Here is a 14,161-nt window from a genome sequence, read left to right as displayed (position 1 = left end):
CCGAAAATCCATAGATTTCCGGTCGGAGGTATAACTATGCAGATCTATGCGGTGCTGCTCCACCCGCTAGCGGGCCAGCTCCTCCTTCAGCGCCTGGAGGAAGCCGTCCACGTCCTCCTCCTGGGTGTCGAAGCCGCACATCCAGCGGACGTCGCCCGCAGCCTCGTCCCAGAAGTAGAAGCGGAAACGCTTCTGCAGCCGCCGGGAGACCTCATGGGGCAGCCGTGCGAACACCGCGTTCGCCTGCACCGGGTAGAGGATCTCCACGCCGTCCGTCTCGCGCACGCCGGCGGCGAGCCGCTGCGCCATCGCGTTGGCGTGCCGGGCGTTGCGCAGCCACAGGTCCTTGGCCAGCAGGGCCTCCAGCTGCACCGACACGAACCGCATCTTGGACGCGAGCTGCATCGACATCTTGCGGATGTGCTTCATCTGCCGGACCGCGTCCGGGTTGAGCACCACCACCGCCTCGCCGAACATCATGCCGTTCTTGGTGCCGCCGTAGGACAGCACGTCCACGCCGACCGCGTTCGTGAAGGCGCGCATCGGCACGTCGAGCGAGGCCGCGGCGTTGGCTATCCGGGCACCGTCCAGGTGGACCTTCATGCCGAGCCGGTGGGCGTGCTCGCAGATCGCCCGGATCTCGTCCGGCATGTAGACCGTGCCCAGCTCGGTGTTCTGGGTGATCGACACGACCTGCGGCATCGCCCGGTGCTCGTCCTCGAAGCCCCAGGCCTCCTGGTCGATGAGCTCGGGGGTGAGCTTGCCGTCCGGGGTCGGGACGGCGAGCAGCTTGAGGCCCGCCATCCGCTCCGGCGCGCCGCCCTCGTCCACGTTGATGTGGGCGCTCTTGGCGCAGATCACCGCACCCCAGCGGTCCGTCATCGCCTGGAGGGCGGTGACGTTCGCGCCGGTGCCGTTGAAGACCGGGAAGGCCTCCGCGTACGGCCCGAAGTGGCTGCGTATCACCTTCTGCAGGTGCTCGGTGTAGTCGTCCTCGCCGTAGGCGACCTGGTGGCCGCCGTTGGCGAGCGCGATGGCAGCCAGGACCTCCGGGTGCACCCCCGCGTAGTTGTCGCTCGCGAAACCTCGCACCGCCGGGTCGTGGTGGCGCCGGGCGTCGGTCTTGCCTGCCTCGGTTCTCACGGTTGCGGAGTGAGCCACAGACGCTGTCCGTTCACATCGATGGCGGGCCGCTCCCAGACGCCGGCGATGGCCTCGGCCAGCTCCTGCACGTCGGTGAAGCCCGCGAACTTCGCATTGGGACGCTCGGCGCGCATCGCGTCGTGCACCAGTGCCTTGATGACCAGGATCGCAGCTGCCGCGCCGGGGCCCTCGTCACCCCCCGCCTTGCGGAAGGAGTCCGCCATCGCCAGGGTCCAGGCCTCGGCGGCCGCCTTGCCCGCGTTGTACGCGGCGTTGTTGGCGACCGGCTTGTGCGCTCCGGACTGACTGATCAGCACGTAGCGGCCGCGGTCGCTGCGCAGCAGCCCGTCGTGGAAGGCGAGCGAGGTGTGCTGGACGGTGCGGATCAGGAGCTTCTCCAGGAAGGTCCAGTCCGCGAGGTCGGCGTCGGTGAAGGTTTTGCTGCCGCGCCAGCCGCCGACGAGGTGAACCAGGCCGTCGATCCGGCCGAACTCCTTCTCGGTCTGCTCCGCCCAGGCCTTGGTGGCACCCAGGTCGAGCAGGTCCACGGTGTCACCGGTGATGGTGGCGCCACCGTGGGCGTAGCGGGCCGAGTCCACGGCCTCCGCGAGCCGCGCCGGATCGGCGTCGGACGCGACGACCACCGCTCCCGCCTCGGCGAGGCGGAGCAGGGTGGCACGGCCGGCGGGGCCGCCGGCCCCGGCCACCGCCACCACCGCTCCGTGCAGCTTTCCGTTGCCGTTCCCGGAGCCGTTCATCTGTCCAGCCTCCTGTGGGCGAGCGCTCACGCGGCGACTCGCTCGGCCTGCTCGGCATTCAGGGCGGTGATGCCCTTCGTGGAGGCGATCACTCCCTTGAGCTTCTTGGCGAGCGCCTCAAAGAACATGCTGAGCGGAAACTCGTCCGGAAGCACGTCGTCGACGAGCTTGCGCGGGGGCTGCGTCATGTCCAGGGCGTCGGGACCCTTGGCCCACTTGGAGCCCGGGTGCGGGGCGAGGTAGGTGGAGACCAGCTCGTACGCCTTGAACCAGTGGACGAGCTTCGGGCGGTCGATGCCGGCCCGGTAGAGGTCCTCGATCTCGGCGCACAGCTGGTTGGTGACCTGCGGGGCGCGCATCCAGTCGATCTTCAGCTTGTTGTCCGTCCAGCGCACGACGTCGTGCTTGTGGAGGTAGGCGAAGAGCAGCTGGCCGCCGAGGCCGTCGTAGTTGCGGTTGCGGTCGCCGGAGACCGGGAAGCGGAACATCCGGTCGAAGAGGACGGCGTACTGCACGTCGCGGCCGTGCTCGTTGCCCTCGGACTCCAGCTTCACGGCCTCCTTGAAGGCGGTGAGGTCACAGCGCAGCTCCTCCAGTCCGTACATCCAGAAGGGCTGGCGCTGCTTGATCATGAAGGGGTCGAACGGCAGGTCGCCGTGGCTGTGGGTGCGGTCGTGGACCATGTCCCACAGGACGAAGGCCTTCTCGCAGCGCTCCTGGTCCTCGACCATGCGGGCGATGTCCTCGGGCAGGTCGATGCCCAGGATGTCGACGGCGGCCTCGGTCACCTTGCGGTAGCGGGCGGCCTCGCGGTCGCAGAAGATGCCGCCCCAGGTGAAGCGCTCGGGGGCCTCGCGCACGGCGATGGTCTCCGGGAAGAGCACGGCGGAGTGGGTGTCGTAGCCCGGCGTGAAGTCCTCGAAGGTGATGCCGAGGAAGAGCGGGTTGTCGTACCGGGTGCGCTCCAGCTCGGCGAGCCACTCGGGCCACACCATCTTGAGCACGACGGCTTCCAGGTTGCGGTCCAGGTTGCCGTTCTGGGTGTACATGGGGAAGACGACGAGGTGCTGGAGCCCGTCGGCGCGCTCGGCGGCCGGGTGGAAGGCCAGCAGGGAGTCGAGGAAGTCCGGGACCTTGAAGTCGTCCGCGGCCCACTTGCGCAGGTCGGCGATGAGCGCGCGGTGGTACGCGGCTCCGTGCGGGAGCAGCGGGGACAGCGTCTGGACGGCCTCGATCACGCGGTCCACGGCGGCGAGGACGGTGGCACGCCCGTGAGCGCCCTCGACCTCGAAGTCGATGGAGCCGTCCTTGGCCTGCCAGGGCCGGATCTCCTCCACGGCGGCCTTGAGCTCGGGCCATGCGGGGTGGTCGACCACCCGCGCTCCGGCGGTTATCACGGCGCCGCCGGTTCCGGGCACAAGAGTTTCCGTCATGTCACTTCCTCCACAGGAGAACCTCACGTATGGGCAGCGTATGCGCGCGAGGCTCTTCCGCTCAAGAGGAGAGTCGGGAAATTATCCTGCGTCACCCCCTCCTTCACCGGAAGTCTTCCCGTTCGTCGGCGCGGAATCGACCACTCCGCCCAATCGCGCCATGGCCTCCCCGGCCGGCGGCCGCCACCGCGGCCGGATCGGGGCGGGCGGGGCGCCGGGGGCGACAGAGGCGCACATCACACGCTCCGGAAGTACGGAATAACCTTCTCGCCCCATTGGTGCAGGGTCTCCAGGCATGCCTCCTGCTCCACCGTGCCCATCTGGATCAGGCACATGACCTCGTCGGCGCCGGCCTCCCGCAGCCGCTCCACGTACGCGATGGCGTCGTCGGCGGTCCCGTAGGCGTGGTCGGCGTTGAAGGTGGCCGTCGAGGTCGGCCGGACCGGGATGTCCAGCTCGTGCAGCCGGGCCACCACCTGCTCGGCGGCCCGGCGCATCTCCGCGGCCTCGTCGGCGCCCGCGACCACGGCCTCGTCCGGGATGCCCGCCCCGCCGTACCAGTGGCCGATGGACTGGGCGAAGAACCGCTGGCCGCGGGTGCCGATGCGGCGCGCCCGGGCCCGGTCGTCGAGCACGATGGTCGGGCAGAGCACGGAGAAGTGGTCGTTGACCACGGTGGACACGAAGCGGCTCCCGTCGCGCCCGGCGATGGCGGCGTCGTAGACGGACCGCATCTGCGCGATGGACTCCGGGCCGGCGAAGCCCATCACCAGCGCCCCGATCCCCAGCTCGGCCGCCTGGACCAGCGTCTCGCCCCGGCTGCACGCCAGGAACAGCGGCGGGTGCGGGGTCTGCCGCGGCCGCGGCAGGATCGGGTGCGGATCGATGTCCATCAGCGCGCCGTGGTACTCCAGCTCCTCCTCCTGCCAGGCCCGGCCGATGATCCGCAGGGCCTCCTCCACCTCGGCGGTGGTGCGGTCCCGGTCCACCCCGCACAGCGAGGTCTCCTGCTCCGTGCCCCCGCGCCCGGCCCCGAGGTCGAGGCGCCCGCCCGAGAGCAGGTCGAGCATGGCGGCCCGCTCGGCGACCCGCACCGGGTGGTTGAAGTTCAAGGGCATGCACACGACGCCGTGCCCGATGCGTATGGTGCTGGTCCTGGCGGCGACCCAGGTCAGGAAGACCTCCGGGGCGGACATGTGCGCGTACCACTTCAGGGAGTGGTGCTCGACCGCCCAGATCCGGTCGAATCCCATGCGTTCGGCCAGTACGGCCTGCTCGACGCAGTCGCGGATGACCTGGTGCTCCCGCTCCACCGTCGGGTCGGCAAGTTGGGCTTCGAAGATCACGGAGAATTTCACTGTGCCTCCAGGGTTGCGTCGCGTACCCGGTCTCACTTCAATTCGGAATATGACTAGTAGTCAGAACTCGAAGAAGCAAGAACTTCCGCCGACCGCGTGGGCCGTGCTGGGTCTGCTCTCCTTCCCCGGCGAGCGGACCGGCTACGAGCTGAAGAAGTGGGCGGACTCCTCCCTGCGCTTCTTCTACTGGTCGCCGGCCATCAGCCAGATCTACGCGGAGCTGCGCCGTCTGGAGGAACTCGGCTACGCGGCCTCCGCGCGCTCGGGACCCGAGGAGACGCGGGCCAAGCGGCGCTACGCGATCACCGACGCCGGGCGCGAGGCGCTGGCCGGCTGGGCCGCCGACACCGCCGAGGCCGGGCCGCCCGTACTCAAGCACGGACTGCTGCTGCGGATCTGGCTCGGCCACCTGGCCGAGCCGGAGCGACTGCGCGCGATGGTCGGCGAGCACCTGGAACGCACCCGGGGCGAACTGGCCGCCGTACGGGAGGCCGTGGAGCACGCGGACGGCGTACCTCAATGGAGCTTCCCCACCCTCGCGCTGCGCTGGAGCGAGCGGCAGCACCTGGCCGAACTGGAGCTCGCCGAAGCCCTGCTCACCGACCTGGACGGGCTCGCGCAGAACCGGCAGAGCCCCGGTCGTCAAGCCGATGGGGACGCGCCCACGCCCGGGTGACGCGGCAGGCCCGCCGCCGGCGCCGGCGGGGCGCACGACCCTGGCGGGAAGCGGCCCGCACGCTCCTGCGGGGCCGTGCACGCCCGGTCCCTTCGGACCCGCGGCGCACTAGCATGCGTCCTCATCGCGCGCGGCCGGTCGGGACACCGCAGCCGCGCGGGGAGCCGCCGTCGACGGAAGCGAGAGAACCTTGACTTTCCTCACCATCGGTCACCGCGGGGTCATGGGTGTCGAACCGGAGAACACCCTGCGGTCGTACCTCCGAGCGGAACGTTGCGGCATGGACGTCATCGCTCTGGATCTGCGCCTCAGCAAGGACGGAGCGCTCGTCGCCGTGCACGACCCCGAGGTGGACCGGACCACCGACGGCTCGGGGGCCGTCGCCGATCTGACCCTGGCCGAACTGCGCGAGCTGGACGCCGGCCGGGGCGAGCACGTTCCGGTCCTCGAAGAGGTCCTGGATGCGGTCCGGGTACCGCTCCAGGCCTTCGTCGGCGACCTCGCCGCCGCCCCGGTGCTCGCGGAGCTGTTCCTGCGCCGCGACCTGACCTCCCGGGTGGAGGTGGCCTCCGACCGGGAGGCGGTGCTCGTCGAGACGGCCCGGCTGGTGCCGGGCGTGCGGACCGTCCTGTGCTCGGACTCCCCCGCCGCGGAGGCCGGGTCCCTGGTGGACCGGGCGCTGGCCGCGGGTGCCGCGACGATCGCCGTGGACATCCACCGGCTCAGTCTGGAGGCGGTCGAGTCCGCGCACGCGGCGGGCCTGCGCGTGACGGGGCGGGCGGTCAACACCCTGGACCTGCTGCGGCTCGCGCGGGCACTGGGACTGGACGGCGCCGCCACGGACTTCCCGGAGATCCGCAGCACCGGCCGCTTCACCGCCTGACGGCGTCCGGGCTCCGACCCGGGGCGGCCTGCGCTCAGAGCGACTTGACCAGCAGCTCGAAGGCGAGGTCGTCGCGGAGCGGGACGCCGAAGCGCTCGTCACCGTAGGGGAAGGGGCTCAGCTCGCCGGTGCGCCGGTAGCCGCGGCGCACGTAGTACTCGATGAGCTCCTCCCGTACGTTCACCACCGTCATCCGCATCTCCTTGGCACCCCAGGCCTCGCGGGCGCGGCGCTCGGCCTCGGCGAGGATCTCCTTGCCGAGGCCGCCGCCCTGGAGCCCGGGGCGGACGGCGAACATCCCGAAGTAGACGTGGTCGTCCCGGTGTTCGAGCTGGCAGCAGGCGACGAGCTCGCCCGCGCGCTCGACGACGAGCAGGACCCCGTCCGGGGCTGCGATGACGGCGCGGACCCCGTCCGGGTCCGTGCGCTGCCCGTCCAGGTAGTCGGCCTCGGTGGTCCAGCCGGCCCGGCTCGCGTCCCCGCGGTAGGCGGACTCGACGAGTTCCACCAGTTCCGGTACGTCCGTCTCGACGGCGCTGCGGAAACTGAGGGCGGCGGGCTGGGCGGTAGTCATCGGGCGCTCCGTTCAGTGCGGCGGCATATGACATGCCGGGAAGGCAGGGAGAGCGTATCCCGGAGCCGCGTGAGGGCGATGTGAGAGGGGCATCTCTCCCCGTGACGCCGACGAACCGGGAGGTTCCGCCGTGCACGGTTCCACCTCTTCCCTCGCCACCTCCGTCTCCTCCTGGCTGCTGGTGCTGCTGTGCGCGGTGAGCGGTGCGTACTGCCTGCGGCAGGTGCGCGGTTCGGGCGGGGCCGCCGGGGAGGCCGTGATGGGCTTCGGGATGGCCCTGATGGCGCTGCCCCTCGGAGACGGTGACGGGTGGCGGATCCCCGTCCTGGCCGTGGTCTTCTGCGGCGCCTCCCTGCACGCCCTGTGGCTGCTGCGGGGCGGGGCGCACCACGCCCACCATCTGGTGGGATCGCTGACGATGGTCTACATGACCCTGACGGCGGCGACCGGAGCCGGGGGTGGTCAGGGACACGGGCCGGGACACGCGGCCGGGGCCGGGCCGCCGCTGCTGACCGGGGCGCTGCTCCTCTATTTCGCCGGGTACGTGGTGCTCGGCGGAACCAGGCTGATCACCGCGGGCGGCGGGGCGGCCGCACCGTCGGACGCAGGGCGGGGCGGACCCACCGAACTGATCCGAGCGTGCCGACTCGCCATGGGAATGGGGATGTTGGCCATGCTGCTCGCGATGTGACGGCTTCGGCGGACGTGTCCTGCGTCACCAAAGCCCCGGGGACGTACCCGCAGGTAGTCCCGCGCTCATAGGCTGGCGACCATGATGGTCCCCGCCGCCCTCCTGCTGCTCGGCGCCCTGACCGCGGTGCTCGCTCCCCGCCTGCTGGCCCGGGCCCGATGGCCCGAGCGTGAGCCGGTCGTCGCCCTGTGGGTGTGGCAGTGCGTGGTCGGCGCGGTGCTCCTGTGCTTCGGGCTGTCGATGCTGCTGAGCGCGGCAGCGGCCTGGCAGGCGGTCCGGGGCCGGCTCTTCGCCGCCGCCCCGCACGGGGTGGTCGACGCCTACGCGCTGGGCGCTTCCGGCGGGCCCTGGGCGGCCGTCACCGCCCTCGCTCTGGCGGGCGGCGGGCTGTGGACCGGGGCGATGCTGATCGGTGAGGTGCTGCGGGCGCGGGCCCGGCGGCGCGCCCAGGGCAGCGAGTTGCTGGAACGGGCCCCGCTGCTGCCCGGGGAGGACCCGGCCGGCGCGCGGCTCGTCGTACTGGAGGGGACCCGGCCGGATGCCTGGTGGCTGCCGGGCGCGGCCCCGCAGCTGGTGGTCACGACGGCGGCGCTGGGCCGGCTGAAGGGCAGCCAGCTGGATGCCGTACTGGCGCACGAGCAGGGGCACGCGGCAGCCAGGCACGACTGGCTGCTGCACTGTTCGCGGGCCCTGGCCCGGGGGTTCCCGCAGGTGCCGGTCTTCGCTGCGTTCGAGGCGGAGATGCACCGGCTGGTGGAGATGGCCGCCGACGACGTGGCCTCGCGACGGTTCGGACGGCTGACGATCGCGCTGGCGCTGGTCGGACTCAACGAGGACCGGGGGGTGTTCGGAGCCTCCTCGACCGAGCACGCGCACGTCCCTCAGCGGGTGCGCAGGCTGCTGTCGGCGACGCCCCGGTTGTCCCCCGGGCGGCGGCTGCGGCTGACCGCGCTGGCCACGCTGGTCCCGGCGATCCCCCTGGTCGTGGCCTTCGTACCGGGGCTGAGCGCCCTCGCGTAGTACGGGCGCGCCCGGCGCTGTCGCACCGCCGCCCGGCGGTCCGCGGTGCGAGGATCTCCGCATGCGCAAAGATCCCTTGTGGTGGACGGGCATCGGCTGTGCGCTGCTCGCGGCGGTCCTGACGGCACTGGTGGTGGCGGGGTGGCAACCGCTGCTCGCGTACGACGAACGGGTAGCGCGGGATCTGCACGCCCACGCCGTGACCCATCCCGCGGTCACGCAGTTCATGCGGGTGCTCAGCGACTGGGTGTGGGACCCCTGGACGATGCGGGCGCTGGCGGCCGTCGCCTGCGTCCTGTTGTGGTGGCGGGGCGACCGGGGTCGTGCGCTGCTGGTGGCCCTGGTGACGCTGGCGGCCTCGGTGGTGCAGCAGGGACTGAAGTTTTTGGTGGGGCGGGAGCGGCCGGTCTGGTCGGATCCGGTGGACTCGGCGCAGTACGCGGCCTACCCGTCCGGACACGCCATGACGGCGACGGTGGTGTGCGGACTGCTCCTGTGGCTGCTCCCCCGCCCGGGCCCGGCGCGGTCGGCGGCCACGCGGGCGCCGGTCGTGGGGGCGCCGGTCGTGGGGACGCCGGTCGCATGGGCGGTGACCGCCTGGGCGGTGGCCGCGGTCTCGGTGCTCGGGGTCGGTTTCACCCGCATGTACCTCGGGGTGCACTGGCCGTCGGACGTGCTGGCGGGCTGGCTCCTGGGAGTGGCCCTGGTGGCTCTCGCGACGTCCGTGCCGGTGCGCGCACGCGGCTGCGACCCGGTGGAGCGGTGAGGGTACGGCGTGCCTGCCCTGGATGATCCCCCGTGTCACCCAGAGCAGGCGACCCCGTGCGCTGAGTATATTGGCTCACAGCCAGTCAACGCAGGAGTAAGCATGTCCCCGCGCAGCGCATCGGTCAATGAAGAATTGCGCAGACGTTCCCGGGAGCGGCTGCTGCAGTCCGCGGTCGAACTCGTCGCCGAGCGCGGCTACGAGGCCACGACCCTCGGCGACATCGCCGACCGGGCGGGCGCGGCACGCGGCCTGGTCTCGTACTACTTCCCGGGCAAACGGCAGTTGCTGCAGTCGGCGGTGCACCGGCTGATGTACCTCACCCTGTACGCCGCGCTGGAGCGGGAGCCCCGCAGCGACTGCGGACGCGAGAGGCTGGCGCGCGCGATCGACGCGATCCTGGGGCTCCTCCGGGACGAACCGCTGCTGATGCGCACCCACATGGCGGGCATACTCACCGCCGAGGGCTTCGTGCAGTGCCCCGAGCAGCAGCGGCTGGCGGAACTGCTGCGGGACGCGCTGGTCCGGTACGGCTCGGCGGACCCGAACGCGGACTACCCGCTGCTGCGGGCCCATTTGATGGGCGCGGCGGTGGCGATCCTGCTGCCCGGCGCCCCGATGCCGGCAAGCCGACTGCGGGCCGAGCTCTTCCAGCGCTACGGGCTGGACTGGGAGCTCGGCGTTCCGCCGGACGGCGGGCCGCCCGGCGGAACGATTCCTTCATCTCCGTCGCACCCCTGAGGTCAGTGGTACTCGGGCTGGGTCTGCACGTTGAGCCGGTCCGTCCACACCCACTTGGCGCTCTCGGTGCGCCAGTCGTCGAGCCGCAGCACGTCGAGGCCCTTGGTGATGTCGTTCGAGTAGATGTGCCCGTTGTAGTAGTACGCCGACCAGGATCCGCCGAGCCCGAGCTGATCCGTCGTCAGCGGTCCGCGCTCGAAGTAGGCGATCTCCTTGGGCCGGGCCGAGTCGGTGAAGTCCCATACGGAGACGCCGCCCTGGTACCAGGCCTGGACCATGATGTCGCGGCCGCCGCCGACCGGGACCAGCGAGCCGTTGTGGGCCACGCAGTTCTCGGTGTCCGCCTGGTGGCGCGGGATCTTGAAGTAGCTGCGGAAGGCGAGCTTGCGCTGGTCCCCGCGACCGGTGATCTCGTAGATCCCGTCGGCGCCCCGGTTCGGACCGGTGGCCTCGTTGCAGGTGGCGCCGCCACCGCCGCCCAGCTCGTCGGTGAACACCACCTTGTTCGCCCGCTCGTTGAAGGTGGCCGAGTGCCAGAACGCGAAGTTCACGTTGTCCTGGACCCGGTCGATGACCCGCGGCTGCTCGGGCCTGCTGATGTCGAAGAGGATGCCGTCGCCCATGCAGGCGCCGGCGGCCAGGTTCTTCGACGGGAGCACGGTGATGTCGTGGCAGCCGGTGGTCTTGGAGACGCCGGGGTTGGTGGGCGCGCCCGGGTTGCCGCCGTCCGGGAAGAGGACCGGGAAGCCGACGACGGCGGCCTCGGTCGGCGCCTTCTTCGGGACCTTCACGATCGAGATGCCGTCGTGCGGCGGCTTGCAGTCGGGGAAGGCCTCGTTCGGGGAGTACGAGGCGACGTAGAGGTAGAGGTCGCGGTCGCCCGGCACCAGGGTGTGGGTGTGTGAACCGCAGGCGGTCTCGACGGACTTGATGTACCTGGGGTTCTTCTTGTCCTTGATGTCGAAGATCTTGATGCCCTCCCACGAGGACTTCTCGGTGGCCGGCTGCGAGACGCTGTTGCAGGAGTCGTCGCTGCGCGAGGAGTCGGTGGAGAGGAAGAGCAGGTCGCCGTGGACCGAGATGTCGTTCTGGCCGCCGGGGCAGAGCACCTGGCTGACGGTTTTCGGGGCCTTCGGGTTGGCGATGTCGTAAATGGTGAAGCCGTTGTAGTTGCCCGCGTAGGCGTACCTGCCCTGGAAGGCCAGGTCGGAGTTGATCACCGTGGGATCGGTGCTGGGGATGTTGGCCAGGGGCTTGATGTTCCGGCTGTGCACGATCTCGTCCTGGCCGGGGATGTCGCCCGGGGCGAGCTCCCTGCCCTCGGCGAGGCCCGTGCTCTGCCGGTTCGCGCTGCCGGGTGTTAAGTCACCCGGGTCGGGGGTGGCGGCCGCCGGTCCGGCTGCCAGGAGCGTGGTGAGGAGCCCGGCCGCGGCGACGGCCACCCCCACCCTCCTGTTTCGCACCCGCCTGGTGTGTAGCGAGGTCACTGTGCCTCCCATGGAAGCCCGAGAGGTTCCGCCCACACGGGAACGGAACCAGGACCCCGGCAGTATCTTCCCTTTCATGGACATGGCAAAAGCCCTCAGGGGCCGGACCGTCTTACAAGCGCGCTTCGGCCGATTCTCGCTGGCGGCGGTGGCCGCCGGCCTCCTGCTCACGCTCTCCGGCTGCCAGGGGGACGACGGATCGGACCGGGCCGACGACGACCGGGCCACGATCGTCGCCCCGGGGAAGCCCGGCGAGAAGGCCCGTCACCTGACCCCCGAGCAGGCCGCGAAGGCGAAGCCCGACGACACCCCGAACGCCGCGGACCACGCCTATGTGTCCCGCATGATCGAACACCACCGGCAGGCGCTGACGATGAGCGCGCTGGCCCCGGAGCGGGCCGCGACGGACGGGGTCAAGCGGCTGGCGGAGCGGATCACGGCGGCCCAGAAACCCGAAATCGGCGCGATGGAGAAGTGGTTGGCGCGCCACCCGGCCCCGGCGCCGGCCCCGTCGACGGGCTCCGGCGGACACGCGCAGGGGCACGACCACGGCGCGATGCCCGGCATGGCCACGGAGCCGCAGATCAAGGAACTGACCGAGGCCGGCGGAGCCGACTTCGACCGGCTCTTCCTCACCCTGATGACCGCCCACCACGAGGGCGCCGTGAAGATGGCCGGCGAGGCGCTGGCCGGCGGGAACAACGTGGCGGTGGAGGAGATGGCCACCGAGGTGGTGGCTACGCAGAGCGCCGAGATCCACCGGATGCGCGCGATGGGCTGACTCCGCGGGGGGCCGGTGTCATGCTGGGACCACCTGCGGGAGGAGCTCCGCCGTGCTTCGTGTCGCCGTCGTCGGATCGGGCCCCAGCGGGGTGTACGCGGCCCAGACGCTGGTGCAGCAGCGCGAGGTGCCCGGGGTCCGGGTGGACGTGCTGGACCGGCTCCCCGCCCCCTACGGGCTCGTCCGGTACGGGGTGGCCCCGGACCACGAGAAGATCAAATCGCTCCAGGGCAGCCTGCGCACCGTACTGGAGGACGAGCGGATCCGCTTCCTCGGGAACGTCGAGGTCGGCGGGGAGCGGCTGTCCACGGGCCGGCTGCTGGAGCTCTACCACGCGGTGGTGTACTGCGTGGGCGCGGCCCGTGACCGGATGCTGGGGATCCCCGGCGAAGAACTGATCGGGGTGCACTCCGCCACGGCCTTCGTGTCCTGGTACAGCGGGCATCCGGATGCCGCCGCCGAGGTGTTCGACCTGCCCGGGGTGGACAGCGCCGTCGTGGTCGGAGCAGGCAACGTCGCGGTGGACGTGACGCGGATCCTGGCCCGGGGCACGGCCGAACTGGCGCCGACGGACATGCCGCAGCCGGCGCTCGGCGCGCTCGCCGACAGCGGGGTGCGACGGGTGGCGATGGTGGCCCGGCGCGGACCCTCGCAGGGCAGGTTCACCACCAAGGAGCTGCGGGAACTGGGCACGCTGCCGGGTGTGGACGTCGGTACGGACCCGGCCGAGCTGGCCCTCGACCCCGTGTACGCCGACCCGGTGGCGGCCGCCGCCCTGCCGGCGGTGGCCCGGCGGAACCTGGAGGTGCTGCGCGGCTGGGCCGGGCCGGGCCCGGGCGACGCACCACGCCGGATCGCGCTGCGGTTCTACCTGCGCCCGATGGAGATCCTGGGCGGGCCGGACGGCCGGGTCACCGGGATGCGTTTCGAGCGCACCGCCCCGGACGGCAGCGGCGGGGTGACCGGGACCGGCGTTCACGAGGACATCGACGCGCAGTTGGTGCTGCGCTCCGTGGGGTACCGGGGTGTTCCGCTCGCCGGGCTGCCCTTCGACTCCGGGAGGGGCACGGTTCCGCACGCGGCGGGCCGGGTGCTGCGCGCCGGCCGGGCCTCGGTCGGCGAGTACGTGGCGGGCTGGATCAAGCGCGGCCCGACCGGGGTGATCGGCACGAACCGGCCCTGCGCCAAGGAGACCGTGTCCTCACTGCTCCAGGACGCGGGGGCACTGGCCCGCCGGGACCTCCCCGGGGACCCGCTGGACGCCCTGCGGGCGGCGGGCCTGCGGCCGGTCCGGTGGCCCGGCTGGCTGGCCATCGAGGCCGCCGAGGCCGATCTGGGGCGTTCCCTGGGCCGCCGCTCGGTGAAGATCCCCGACTGGCAGGGCCTGTTGGGCGCGGCCGGACCGCTCTGAGCGCGGTCCTCAGGAACCCAGGCGCGCTTCCTCGGCCGCGGCAGCCTTGAGGACGCTGTCGAGGAGGCCGGGGAACAGCTCCTCCAGTTCGTCCCGGCGCAGGGCGTTGAGCTTGGTGGTGCCGCGGTAGGTCTGGCGTACGACACCGCTCTCGCGCAGGACGCGGAAGTGGTGGGTGGTCGTGGATTTGGTGACGGGCAGGACGAAGTACGAGCAGGCCAGGTCCTCGGCCGAGGCGGCCAGGTCCAGGACGATGGACAGCCGGACCGGGTCGGAGAGCGCGTGCAGCACGCCTTCGAGTCGGATCTCGCCCGCCTCGGGGTGGGCAAGGATGCGGGAGGTGTCCCGTTCCGTCATGTCCCTGCTCCACTCACTCGGTTCGCTGCATTCCGGTTCCTGCGGGCCCCCATCGTACGAGAGCCGTCGAAGAAGGCGGGCA

Annotated in this window: 15 protein-coding genes; 8 read left to right on the top strand and 7 right to left on the bottom strand. The window is 71.6% G+C overall.

Annotated features, from left to right (window positions below; genetic code table 11):
* Positions 1-66 precede the first annotated feature (66 nt).
* The 4 genes from IE257_RS09090 to IE257_RS09075 all read right to left on the bottom strand — a co-directional run bounded on the left by IE257_RS09090 (position 67) and on the right by IE257_RS09075 (position 4,692).
* Positions 67-1,161 (bottom strand): threonine aldolase family protein, encoded by a 1,095-nt coding sequence (locus IE257_RS09090; protein WP_372453053.1) that lies wholly within the window; start codon positions 1,159-1,161, stop codon positions 67-69.
* Positions 1,140-1,901, bottom strand: coding sequence for an SDR family NAD(P)-dependent oxidoreductase (locus IE257_RS09085; RefSeq protein ID WP_189966565.1), 762 nt, complete (start codon positions 1,899-1,901; stop codon positions 1,140-1,142). The genes IE257_RS09090 and IE257_RS09085 overlap by 22 nt, the downstream gene beginning before the upstream one ends.
* Before the next feature lie 26 nt (positions 1,902-1,927).
* The gene (locus tag IE257_RS09080) at positions 1,928-3,334 is read right to left on the bottom strand and encodes a DUF6421 family protein (RefSeq protein WP_189966563.1); all 1,407 of its coding nucleotides are present in this window, start codon (positions 3,332-3,334) and stop codon (positions 1,928-1,930) included.
* 236 nt (positions 3,335-3,570) lie between these two features.
* Positions 3,571-4,692, bottom strand: a complete 1,122-nt coding sequence (locus tag IE257_RS09075; RefSeq protein WP_189966560.1) for an LLM class flavin-dependent oxidoreductase — start codon at positions 4,690-4,692, stop codon at positions 3,571-3,573.
* Between the two features lie 49 nt (positions 4,693-4,741).
* Here IE257_RS09075 and IE257_RS09070 point away from each other — a divergent pair, with 49 nt between their 5' ends.
* On the top strand, positions 4,742-5,368 hold the full coding sequence (locus tag IE257_RS09070; RefSeq protein ID WP_189966559.1) for a PadR family transcriptional regulator: 627 nt from the start codon (positions 4,742-4,744) through the stop codon (positions 5,366-5,368).
* Positions 5,369-5,558: 190 nt separating this feature from the next.
* Positions 5,559-6,251 (top strand): glycerophosphodiester phosphodiesterase, encoded by a 693-nt coding sequence (locus tag IE257_RS09065; RefSeq protein WP_189966557.1) that lies wholly within the window; start codon positions 5,559-5,561, stop codon positions 6,249-6,251.
* Positions 6,252-6,285: 34 nt separating this feature from the next.
* Here the strand turns inward: IE257_RS09065 and IE257_RS09060 are convergent, their stop codons facing one another.
* Positions 6,286-6,825, bottom strand: a complete 540-nt coding sequence (locus tag IE257_RS09060) for a GNAT family N-acetyltransferase (RefSeq protein ID WP_189966555.1) — start codon at positions 6,823-6,825, stop codon at positions 6,286-6,288.
* Between the two features lie 130 nt (positions 6,826-6,955).
* Here IE257_RS09060 and IE257_RS09055 point away from each other — a divergent pair, with 130 nt between their 5' ends.
* The 4 genes from IE257_RS09055 (at position 6,956) to IE257_RS09040 (ending at position 10,043) form a co-directional block, all read left to right on the top strand.
* Positions 6,956-7,516, top strand: coding sequence for a DUF5134 domain-containing protein (locus IE257_RS09055; RefSeq protein ID WP_189966553.1), 561 nt, complete (start codon positions 6,956-6,958; stop codon positions 7,514-7,516).
* Between the two features lie 81 nt (positions 7,517-7,597).
* Positions 7,598-8,536: a M56 family metallopeptidase gene (locus IE257_RS09050; RefSeq protein ID WP_189966551.1), complete on the top strand. Its 939-nt coding sequence runs from the start codon at positions 7,598-7,600 to the stop codon at positions 8,534-8,536.
* Between the two features lie 61 nt (positions 8,537-8,597).
* The gene (locus IE257_RS09045; RefSeq protein ID WP_189966549.1) at positions 8,598-9,302 is read left to right on the top strand and encodes a phosphatase PAP2 family protein; all 705 of its coding nucleotides are present in this window, start codon (positions 8,598-8,600) and stop codon (positions 9,300-9,302) included.
* 102 nt (positions 9,303-9,404) lie between these two features.
* Positions 9,405-10,043 (top strand): TetR/AcrR family transcriptional regulator, encoded by a 639-nt coding sequence (locus IE257_RS09040; RefSeq protein ID WP_189966547.1) that lies wholly within the window; start codon positions 9,405-9,407, stop codon positions 10,041-10,043.
* A gap of 2 nt (positions 10,044-10,045) precedes the next feature.
* On the opposite strand, the gene IE257_RS09035 is transcribed toward IE257_RS09040, so the two are convergent.
* Entirely contained in the window at positions 10,046-11,530 is a 1,485-nt protein-coding gene (locus IE257_RS09035) for an LVIVD repeat-containing protein (RefSeq protein WP_189966545.1), read from the bottom strand.
* A gap of 76 nt (positions 11,531-11,606) precedes the next feature.
* On the opposite strand from IE257_RS09035, the gene IE257_RS09030 reads away from it, so the two are divergent.
* Positions 11,607-12,311 (top strand): DUF305 domain-containing protein, encoded by a 705-nt coding sequence (locus IE257_RS09030; RefSeq protein ID WP_372453052.1) that lies wholly within the window; start codon positions 11,607-11,609, stop codon positions 12,309-12,311.
* A 52-nt stretch (positions 12,312-12,363) separates the two neighbouring features.
* Positions 12,364-13,722: an FAD-dependent oxidoreductase gene (locus IE257_RS09025; RefSeq protein ID WP_189966543.1), complete on the top strand. Its 1,359-nt coding sequence runs from the start codon at positions 12,364-12,366 to the stop codon at positions 13,720-13,722.
* Between the two features lie 9 nt (positions 13,723-13,731).
* On the opposite strand, the gene IE257_RS09020 is transcribed toward IE257_RS09025, so the two are convergent.
* Positions 13,732-14,079, bottom strand: a complete 348-nt coding sequence (locus IE257_RS09020; RefSeq protein ID WP_189966541.1) for an ArsR/SmtB family transcription factor — start codon at positions 14,077-14,079, stop codon at positions 13,732-13,734.
* Positions 14,080-14,161: the final 82 nt, after the last annotated feature.

The organism is Streptomyces avidinii (genome assembly GCF_014650695.1).
GTDB classification, from domain to species: Bacteria; Actinomycetota; Actinomycetes; order Streptomycetales; family Streptomycetaceae; genus Streptomyces; species Streptomyces avidinii.
The sequence above is the reverse complement of the archived record's forward strand: the minus strand, read 5'-3'. Positions and strand labels throughout refer to the sequence as shown.

Coding starts and splice junctions, on each gene's coding strand:
- IE257_RS09085 (WP_189966565.1), bottom strand. CDS start 1,901: ATGAACGGCTCCGGGAACGGCAACGGAAAGCTGCACGGAGCGGTGGTG.
- IE257_RS09080 (WP_189966563.1), bottom strand. CDS start 3,334: ATGACGGAAACTCTTGTGCCCGGAACCGGCGGCGCCGTGATAACCGCC.
- IE257_RS09070 (WP_189966559.1), top strand. CDS start 4,742: ATGACTAGTAGTCAGAACTCGAAGAAGCAAGAACTTCCGCCGACCGCG.
- IE257_RS09060 (WP_189966555.1), bottom strand. CDS start 6,825: ATGACTACCGCCCAGCCCGCCGCCCTCAGTTTCCGCAGCGCCGTCGAG.
- IE257_RS09050 (WP_189966551.1), top strand. CDS start 7,598: ATGATGGTCCCCGCCGCCCTCCTGCTGCTCGGCGCCCTGACCGCGGTG.
- IE257_RS09045 (WP_189966549.1), top strand. CDS start 8,598: ATGCGCAAAGATCCCTTGTGGTGGACGGGCATCGGCTGTGCGCTGCTC.
- IE257_RS09040 (WP_189966547.1), top strand. CDS start 9,405: ATGTCCCCGCGCAGCGCATCGGTCAATGAAGAATTGCGCAGACGTTCC.
- IE257_RS09030 (WP_372453052.1), top strand. CDS start 11,607: ATGGACATGGCAAAAGCCCTCAGGGGCCGGACCGTCTTACAAGCGCGC.
- IE257_RS09020 (WP_189966541.1), bottom strand. CDS start 14,079: ATGACGGAACGGGACACCTCCCGCATCCTTGCCCACCCCGAGGCGGGC.